Raw genomic sequence first — 9029 nt, forward strand, 5'->3', positions numbered from 1 at the left:
GTATTGCTATGGTACTTAGAATTGGTTTTTCATTCATGATGACACCTTCCTCCATGATGATTAAGTTATAGCTAATTGATTAGAACTTCTATCCTGTTCCGCTTTGGCCTCTCGGCAAAGAACTGCACTATGTCTCAATTTCAAGTTTACAACCTCATCCTTATAGTTCGATTTTCACCCCAAAGGTTGGAAACATGCCTAGGCCTGAGCGTGAAACCTGTCCTGAAAGGGGAATGAACTGTTCAAAGTTTACATTGAAAGTATTTTGGATATCGGTGATGTCCAGAAACACGGTCAGATCGCTTCGCTTCATCCGGATATTGTAGTCAGCCCGGATATCAAAGCTCACAAAATCGTCCAGCAGCCTTCCGTTTCTGGAGGTTAATTCCTGCGAGTACCGCAACATGCTCAGGTCATTAAAAACATTTTCATGGACTATATAATCATCAATCGGTCGGCCTGTTGAGTACCTGAACTTGGCAGATAGTACCCATTTGTCATTTGGTTTATAGCTTCCCAATACACTGAATACATGAGGTATGTTGAAGGTAAAGTCGTATTCTCCCAATCCGTCGTTATCATCCCTTACACTTTGCATGTAGGAATAACTTACCTGGCCGTAATATTTTTTCGAGAGCCTTTTGATCAAACTGAAATCAGCCCCGTACGCATGCCCTGTACCGTCATTTGTCAGATAGCCCTCAATCCGGTTTGGCTGGACAATCAAGTCATCAAACTGCTTGTGCCAAGCCTCTGCCACAAATTTCAAGTCACCCGAGAACTGCATTTTGTAACCAAGGATATTCTGGATAGTCCGTTCGTTTTTGATTACATCGCCAAAACTTTGCGCAGCGATATTGGAATAGGCCACATCCTGATAATAGATGCCAGTGGCAAAATTGATACTCTGTCTGTCTCCCAATGTCAGACTGCCGCTCAATCTTGGAGAAATAGTGTGCTGCTCCGCAAAGCCTGTGTAATCGTAACGCAAGCCGGGATTCAGGGTCAATCTATTCGTAACGTTCCAAGAAAGGCTGACATATGCCGAACCATTGAATGCCGTATTTTCAAAGCTGGCATTGTAACGAGCCGGATCCAGAATCTGGTAATATTGGGATGGATCAGGCCGAACATCTGTAGACCGGAATGTATAAAGAGTATCCACCCGTGCAAGATTTCTCTCGTAGTCCAGATTGATTGCGATGGCATCCAAACCTGCGGTAAGTGTCAGATTTTCATAGTTCTTAGTATAGATGGACCTGTAACCAAATTCCTGCTGGTTATTTTGAATGGTTCGTAATTCATCTTCATGATACCCGAATTCCGGATCGAGTATTTCTCCGTCTGGGGCTAAAGAGGGCGTATAATAACCAAATGTGTTATCTACAGTAGATACCCTGAAATAAAGTACATTTTTCCAAAAACTGGACGTACTGGTGAGTGTACGCAGATTTAATCCTATCAAAGCATTACTGCCTCTATGATCCCATAGCGTTAGCCCCGCGCTGTTGTCATCGTTTACATTTGTACCCGGATCGATATCGTCGATGCTTCTGCTAGGACTTTCAGGATTGTACATGGCAATAAATGAAAGCTTGTTTTTCCCATTGATTTCCGTAGTGGTTTTAACCAGGAAATCACTTAGGGTTATGGTGCCCATATTGGAAATGCCCGTAAGGTTGGCAACTCCGGCAAAATTCTGATAGCGCGCTGAAGTAAAAAGACTTGTCTTATTGGAGAGTGGACCATCGTAAATCAAGGTAACACCCAATAGCTCAGCCTGAGCACTGAAAGAACTACTTTCCTTATTGCCTTCTTTGATACCAAGTCCAAGGTAAGAGGAAGATTTACGACCAAACGTGGCATCAAACCCGCCATTCTGAAACTGTACATTATCCACCACACGGGGAGCAAAAATGCTAAACCTTCCGCCGTTGGGATCATTGAAGCCCGAGGCGATACCCTCTGCTTCCAAATGTGACAGATTGAACATCGGCATATCATCGACCATATACACATTGTCCTGTGTGCCTTGCCCTCTTGCGGCAATGGCTGAGAACTGGGCTCCTGCACTGACTACTCCGGGCAAAACTGCAAGTGCCCTCATGATATCTCCCTGCGATCCGGCATTCCGGAATATTTCTTCCCTGGAATAGGAAAAAGAAGATACCGGGGTAACCGGATTGTTTTCACCCTTAAAGGCCTGTACTGTCACTTCCCCAAGTTCTCCCACCTCATCGAGCAGCTCAAATTCGGAGTAATAGGTTTTATTGCCAGAAACAATCACATCCGTGACTTTTTTGGTTTGAAAACCAATGAATGAAATCGTCAGCGCATAGGAGCCTACGGGCACGTTTTCAATGAGAAATGTTCCATCGGAATCCGTAATCGCTCCCTTTTGTGTATTATCCAACTGTACAGTTACCCCTATCATCGGTTGCTTGGTTGACTGTTCAATGATTTTTCCTTTGATATTCCCCATGGTTTGGGCTACAGACAGGACGCTCATCATACTAAATATCAGTGTCAGTATTAAGCCTTTTTCCAAAGAGAAGTATTTCATTTCAGATGATTTATAAAACAAAGTTGCAATTGCTTTATTCATCGGAGTTAGCCAAAATTGCCTTTGTTGTAGCCAAAATTTCCTGTCTGAAAAAGTTGCTTTTGACTGTACCTCAGGTTCAGTAGTTAAATTCAGTCTGCTACTTAGCTTTTGAAAGTGCATAGGTTTGTGATTTATCATGGTGTTTTGCATTAGTTTCCTCGGGTTGATTTTTCCGAGAGTGCTAAAGTAGATGGGATCACAAAGCGGTTTTTTGGAATTATACCAAACAGGCTGGCTTTTATAGCAAATGGGAATTTTAGGAGTAAATACTACTTAAAATCCGAGAAATACAGACCAGTGCATGAACTAACCTAAACTGAGGACTAGATTCTTACCCTTCAAAAAATCGATCAAGCTTGCTTGATGAAATCATAAAGATCAGTTTTTAGGATCAAGGAATAAGGAATTCACCGGGATTCTCTTGATTCCATTTGGTTTTGTATAATATGTAGTGGCTTTTGTATAAAATCAGGTGAGGACTTTTATTTCTGATCTACATTTGAAAGCAATTGGCATACACTCCGGCGCTCATTAACACATATATTAATAATGGAAAAAGATTGGGTATATAATTTTTTTGTTTCTTCCGACTACCGGTTGGCACGCCATATTTTAATGATTTTGTTGACCACATTGGTGCTATTCAATAGCCAGCCGCAATTTATTGAACCCGTTCAGTCCATTATCAATAGTGGACTTGTTTTGGTTTTCGTGTCATTGTTTTACCTGAATATGTACTGGTATGTTCCCCGGTTTTTCTTCAAAAATCAGTACTTCTCATATGCTTTATCTGTTATTTCCACCATTGCCGTTATTTCTTCCATATACTTTTTCAGTTGGGAAATTTTGGCTTCCTATAGGAGGGAAGATGCTTATAGAGAAGCCGCAGGAATACTTTCTGTATCCTTTGTGGTCCTGGTATTGACAATGGCTTCCACTGCAATTAAATTGTTTCAGCGCTCTATCCTTGATAGCCTCAGGATAAACGAACTCGAAAAAACGACACTGAGATCTGAAATGGAGCAACTTAAAAACCAGATCAATCCGCACTTTCTGTTCAATATGCTCAACAATGCTAACGTACTCACACAAAAAAATCCTGTGAAGGCATCCCAAGTATTGATGAAGCTCAGTGATTTGCTTCGGTATCAATTGTACGATAGTGCAAGGAGCAGTGTGCTACTCACTTCTGAAATCCATTTTTTGGAAGATTTTTTGAATTTGGAGCAAATTCGAAGGGATAATTTTGAATACCTTGTATCAAAGCAAGGGGAAATAAGCTGGGTTCAGATCGCACCATTGCTCTTGATCACCTTTGTGGAGAATGCCATAAAGCACAATGTTGATTCAGAAAAGAAGTCTTATGTCCATCTGTATTTTGAAGTAGGCCATAACCAATTGCTCTTTAAATGCATCAATTCAAAACCACGCATTATCTCCAAAAAAACCGAAGCCGGAGGATTGGGGTTGGCCAATGTAAAACGCAGGCTGGAACTGATTTACCCTGCGAGGCATGCCTTACAGATAGAAGATAATACTGACACATATAGCGTATCATTAACCATCAACTTATGACCTGTATTATAGTAGATGATGAACCACTGGCAAGAGAAGCCATTCAATTATTGGTGGGAAAAACCAAAGATCTGCTACTGCTGGACAGTTTTAGCAGCGCCAATAGCGCTTCAGCATTTTTAGCCGACCATATAGTAGATCTTATATTTTTGGACATTCAAATGCCGGGAATCACCGGAATTGAATTTGCCAGAACTATACCTCAAAAAACACTTGTTATTTTCACCACAGCCTACAGCGAATTCGCCCTAGACAGCTACGAAGTGGATGCGATAGATTACCTGATTAAACCTGTTCGGCAGGAACGGTTCCAGAAGGCTGTAGAAAAAGCACAATCCTATTTCAAGCTGCTTGAGGCCGATCATTCGAATAACAATATCGAAACAATTGCAGGTGATTATTTCTTTGTGAAGGCAGACCGAAAAACCTTTAAAATATTCTTCAAAGACATACTGTATATAGAAGGACTTAAAGACTATGTCGTGCTGCACACTGAAGAAAGGAAGATCATAACGGCCATGAATATTAAAACGATCCATGCGCAATTGCCGCATAAACTGTTTGTTAGAACAAGCAAATCCTATATCGTGAACGTGCAGCACATATCCTCTTTTGATAACAATTCTATCTACATCCAACAAAGTGAAATACCGATTGGAGAAATTTACCGAGGTTATTTCTTTGATGAGTATGTTACGAAGAAATTAATAGGCAGAGGGTAGTATGCTATCATATTAATGATTCTCAATTAAGTAAGTTATTTGAAACTTTAAAACTGCTAAAAACAGTAAACAGAATTGTAGATAATTCCACTTATCGGATTCACCGGCTCTTACCGATTTCAGTAAAAAAGGAGTGTCCTCAATTATCATCTAGGGATTTACCGGAAAGGAAAAGAGAGTTGGCCCTAGAAAAGACAAAAAAAGAGCCCTAAAGCCCCCCTTCATCTGCAAAGGAATAATATCCTTCGCCTGTCATAATCAAATGATCCAGTACCGGGATATCCAGAATCTCACCCGCTTTTGTGGAACAGTGAATTATGAAGCACCATCAGCGCTAAGGCGACAAAGCCCGGAAGGAAATGGAATAAATAGCGCAGCGGCTTTATGCTGAACGCCCCGACCGGAACGCCTATCTTTGTACCGAAATAATAAGAACTAAAAACTTTACTTTGAGTAGATCGATAACTGTTTTGTGTATCAGGCACTAGTATCCTTTGAAAACGATCCTGTACCTCATTTTTAAAACAGGTCATGATTTATCTCCAAATCAAGCTTTAAAAATGCAGCGTTGAAAGCTGCTGATTATAACCTGCACAAACCCGAGCGAATCTGGATAGGTTTTGTGTCCCATGACGTTTGTGTTTTAGGGTTGAACTTTGATTCAATTCCTCTTTGCCCTTAAATCTGCGGGATGCTGCTAAACATTTTTTAAAAGAAAAAACAGCAAAAAAGAAAGCACGAAAGACAGGGGCGGTCCATGGGACTAAAGGAGCCGGAATAAAAAGCGCAGCGGAGCCAGCGGCTTTGATGCCATCCCTTTTGTCCCCCTTTTGTAAAAGTCAACCTATACCACCCCTATATTCGCTGCGCTTTTCTGCCGTTGATTTTAAAAAGTAACAGAAGAAAAGCCCTCGCCTTTCAAAAATCTGTAATCTATCCCAGTATGCCCTTTTCGACCGTACAAAATCCTCTTTATGGTTATTGCTCTAATAATATGCGCTGCATATCCTCGTAAACAGGATGACAAAAAAGTCATTACCCATAAATAAGTCAAGAAAGCCTGCAAAAACCCACATCAGACGGTTAATTTCACCAATATCCCTGTTGTTTTCACCAATTCTTCAAATCGTATTGAAATTTTTCGTATGGGCTTCCCGACAGTGAATAATAGGTGCAAAAGTATCCTTCTCCGCATTAAAATCTAGCTGTTTTTTAGTGTTTTACCGATTTTCAGCCTGAATTCTACCAATAGTATCACTATAGCTTCCAAAATGGCAGCTTAACTACAGCGATTCCTCTTGCTTCAGACTTTTTCCTTCTTCTGGCAGGAAATTCCATATCATTTTTATTCAAAAACTCATCAAAAACCCTTGCTGAACTGAAAGTTTCACCAATATCCCTGTTGTTTTCACCAATTTTTCAAATCGTATTGAAATTTTACGTATGAGCTTCCCGATTGTGAATAAGGATTGCAAAAGTGCCCTTCTTTTCATTAAATGCGAGCTGTTTTTTAGGTGTTTAACCGATTTTCAAGTTGAATTCTACCAATAGCATCACTATACCTCCCAAAATGGCAGCTTAACCGCAGTGTTACCTCTTACTTCAGATTCTTTCCTTCTTCTGGCAGGAAATTCCATGACTTTTTTATTGAAAAACTGACCAAAAACCCTTGCTGAACTGTAAGTTATACCCAAAACCCTGCTAATTGTACCATTTCTGGATACCCTTGAGAATTCTTGCTGATATTTATTCCAAGCCTAGAACGGATTCTGATTGGTCTGAAAGCCCATTCTAATAGCTGTTGAGGGATTCAAAAATCACAGGACGCGATTCACATAACCACTAATAAAGAATCAAGCCCTTGAAGGTTAGGCATAGCATTTAGAAAAGGATGCGACAAATGGCGGATGACCAATAGGCTTAGCATCTTTAATTAAAAAACAAGAATGAAAAAAGTAAAGAAGGGATGGCTTATATCCCAAAACCCACTAGCTAAAATTACCAATTTCACCTCTGAGGCGGCGAATTTCACCGATATCCCTACTAGTTTCACCATTTCCTTGCTTCTGATTGCCATTTCTATTGACATTTATCCAAGCACAACAAAATCCACAATCGAATGAAAAACAGTTAGTTGAACCTATTAAACTTAGTCTGACCAAAACAGGAACAGAGATCTAATCACGATAACCATGAAATACCACGACACAAATGAAAGAACTTTCAAAAATACCGGCAGACCTATTAATCCTGCTTTGGATCTACACAGGTCTGGACAAACTGATCCGATGGGAAGACAGCCGGAACGCTTTCCGAAATCAGACCTTCCCAGAAGAATTGGCCGAAGTACTGGCTTATGCAGTGCCACTGGTACCACAGAACAAAATGAACCAACGAAATAAAGAAAAAAAGAAATAAAGGGCGGCGGAGGTAGATCCACCGCCCACAGCCCAAATATCTAAAGCAGGGGCTGCAAAAAATACCAGAAAGACGATATCCGAGACAGTAGTCTCAGGAAATCAAACAGAAGTACCGCACCGTCCATCTCAAATGACAGGGAGTTGAGATGCCTGTCAACACTCGGCGGTGCTGGGATCCGAACCGATTCCCAAACCGGGGCAACCCGGACGGTTCACCCGCTGATATGGAGTCCTTGGGCGGATTCCTCACGAAGGATGAAGTCCTCGGAAGGGGCTCCGCATCAGCGGAACTGAGTAAAATCTATGTTAAACCGGGAGGCAACTCCCAAAAACGACAAGATTATGAAATCACTTAAAAACCTGCTCCCTGCACTAGGATTAGTGTTCGGAGCAACTCTAGCTATGGCTATGAATTTCGCAACACCGGAACAAACCGGGACCCTACATGCCTTTGTAGACGACGAATGGGTAGAAATCCCGGAAACACAGCTTTATAACTGTGATGATGAAGATCCTCAGTGTGTAGCCAGATTCGATGAAAACGGGGATATGGTGGATGGTTCACTGGAAACAGGGAAGTATGTCCCAATTAATTAATAGTTTCACCTACTTTAAATCAGGCAGTCTTTGGTAAAGTCTGCCTGATTCTTTATTCATACCTGTTTTGCTGTATACCGCTTCTTCCTATTTCTTTTTGGGGAATGGGTAAGGCAAACCGGAGATCCCCTGCGGGCAACAGGATTTCTTCACCGTTGATAGTTCTTTTCAGGGTAATATCCGCACCCAGTACATTCAACCGTTTTATATCCCCCCAACGGATCCCCCTCAACACCAGCTCCTTTCTTCGTTCCACTAGAATCGTATTTATCAGCTCTTCTCCATTGAGGCCGCTCAACGGCTCAAAACTTTCAGGGATAAACCGCTTTTCAAGTAATTGGTTAAGGCTATTCAATGCCTCCGATTCCTCACCCAGCCTCGCCTCTGCCTCCGCCTTGTTCAATAGCAGCTCATCCACTGCCAATCCCCCAAATGGATTCACCAGGTAAGAGTACTGGCCACGGTAGGCCATAAAACCATCACGGGGATAATAATACAGCTCCTTCCTTAGGTCCCCATCCCCATATTGATCAATTAGGTCCGGGGAGATTGCCGATCCGGAAAAGTAAAAGTAAAATAACTGCGAAAACACTTCACTGTAATAAATCACCTCTCCAAAATTGCCTACAAATGGTCTGGAGGGTGAAGGATCAACCGAATTGTAATCTATCAGGGTGGAAAAAATCCCCAAAGCCAATTCTGCATTTTCAAGGCTTCCTGCAAAATCCCCTTGATACAAATAGACTCTGGACAGCATGGCATAAGCGGCCGCTTTTGAGGGACGGGTGTTTACAGCCGGTAAATCAGCCAGGAGTTCCCTGCTTGCAGTTAAGTCATTCAGTATCCTATCAAAAGTTTCCTCCAGGTTAGCCCGTGGCAACGGGCTATCGATATCGGGACTTGTTCTTAGTACCAGTCCAAGTTCCCCTTCCGCTGTAGTCCTGTCGTAAGGCAGACAAAAAGCCCTGGCCAATCCAAAATAGGCATATGCACGGTAAAACAATGCCGCCCCCTTTAGCTCCTTCCAATCTGTGGCCTGTTTTTCCTCTTCACTGAAATTCTCCAATTCGGCCAATACTATATTGGCAAAGAGAACCTGTTGGTATGGCC

General features: G+C 41.8%; 8 protein-coding genes. 5 read left to right on the forward strand and 3 right to left on the reverse strand.

Annotation, left to right across the window (positions count from 1 at the left end):
• Positions 1 to 160: 160 nt before the first annotated feature.
• The gene (locus AS141_RS21875; protein WP_198293592.1) at positions 161 to 2563 is read right to left on the reverse strand and encodes a TonB-dependent receptor; all 2403 of its coding nucleotides are present in this window, start codon (positions 2561 to 2563) and stop codon (positions 161 to 163) included.
• Positions 2564 to 3154: 591 nt separating this feature from the next.
• Here AS141_RS21875 and AS141_RS21880 point away from each other — a divergent pair.
• Positions 3155 to 4180 (forward strand): sensor histidine kinase, encoded by a 1026-nt coding sequence (locus AS141_RS21880; RefSeq protein WP_057939840.1) that lies wholly within the window; start codon positions 3155 to 3157, stop codon positions 4178 to 4180.
• Positions 4177 to 4902 carry a LytR/AlgR family response regulator transcription factor gene (locus AS141_RS21885; RefSeq protein ID WP_057939841.1) on the forward strand — a complete coding sequence of 242 codons (726 nt, stop codon included), beginning with the start codon at positions 4177 to 4179 and terminating at the stop codon, positions 4900 to 4902. The genes AS141_RS21880 and AS141_RS21885 overlap by 4 nt, the downstream gene beginning before the upstream one ends.
• Before the next feature lie 208 nt (positions 4903 to 5110).
• Here AS141_RS21885 and AS141_RS27250 read toward each other — a convergent pair whose 3' ends face one another.
• Entirely contained in the window at positions 5111 to 5221 is a 111-nt protein-coding gene (locus AS141_RS27250) for a JAB domain-containing protein (protein ID WP_082632385.1), read from the reverse strand.
• A gap of 1627 nt (positions 5222 to 6848) precedes the next feature.
• Between AS141_RS27250 and AS141_RS26690 the strand changes: the two genes are divergently transcribed.
• The 3 genes from AS141_RS26690 to AS141_RS21905 all read left to right on the forward strand — a co-directional run bounded on the left by AS141_RS26690 (position 6849) and on the right by AS141_RS21905 (position 7919).
• Complete coding sequence (locus tag AS141_RS26690; RefSeq protein ID WP_157243551.1) at positions 6849 to 7025, forward strand: hypothetical protein; 177 nt, start codon at positions 6849 to 6851, stop codon at positions 7023 to 7025.
• A gap of 88 nt (positions 7026 to 7113) precedes the next feature.
• On the forward strand, positions 7114 to 7320 hold the full coding sequence (locus AS141_RS21900; protein ID WP_057939844.1) for a MauE/DoxX family redox-associated membrane protein: 207 nt from the start codon (positions 7114 to 7116) through the stop codon (positions 7318 to 7320).
• A gap of 344 nt (positions 7321 to 7664) precedes the next feature.
• Positions 7665 to 7919, forward strand: a complete 255-nt coding sequence (locus AS141_RS21905; RefSeq protein WP_057939845.1) for a DUF6520 family protein — start codon at positions 7665 to 7667, stop codon at positions 7917 to 7919.
• 52 nt (positions 7920 to 7971) lie between these two features.
• On the opposite strand, the gene AS141_RS21910 is transcribed toward AS141_RS21905, so the two are convergent.
• A partial coding sequence (locus tag AS141_RS21910) for a RagB/SusD family nutrient uptake outer membrane protein (RefSeq protein WP_057939846.1) occupies positions 7972 to 9029 on the reverse strand: 1058 nt, incomplete at its 5' end.

Source organism: Algoriphagus resistens (assembly GCF_001442615.1).
GTDB lineage: Bacteria > Bacteroidota > Bacteroidia > Cytophagales > Cyclobacteriaceae > Algoriphagus > Algoriphagus resistens.

Excerpts from the sequence above, each read along its gene's own strand:
- AS141_RS21900 (WP_057939844.1), top strand. The coding sequence starts at position 7,114 with ATGAAAGAACTTTCAAAAATACCGGCAGACCTATTAATCCTGCTTTGG.
- AS141_RS21885 (WP_057939841.1), top strand. The coding sequence starts at position 4,177 with ATGACCTGTATTATAGTAGATGATGAACCACTGGCAAGAGAAGCCATT.
- AS141_RS21875 (WP_198293592.1), bottom strand. The coding sequence starts at position 2,563 with ATGAAATACTTCTCTTTGGAAAAAGGCTTAATACTGACACTGATATTT.
- AS141_RS21905 (WP_057939845.1), top strand. The coding sequence starts at position 7,665 with ATGAAATCACTTAAAAACCTGCTCCCTGCACTAGGATTAGTGTTCGGA.
- AS141_RS26690 (WP_157243551.1), top strand. The coding sequence starts at position 6,849 with ATGAAAAAAGTAAAGAAGGGATGGCTTATATCCCAAAACCCACTAGCT.
- AS141_RS21880 (WP_057939840.1), top strand. The coding sequence starts at position 3,155 with ATGGAAAAAGATTGGGTATATAATTTTTTTGTTTCTTCCGACTACCGG.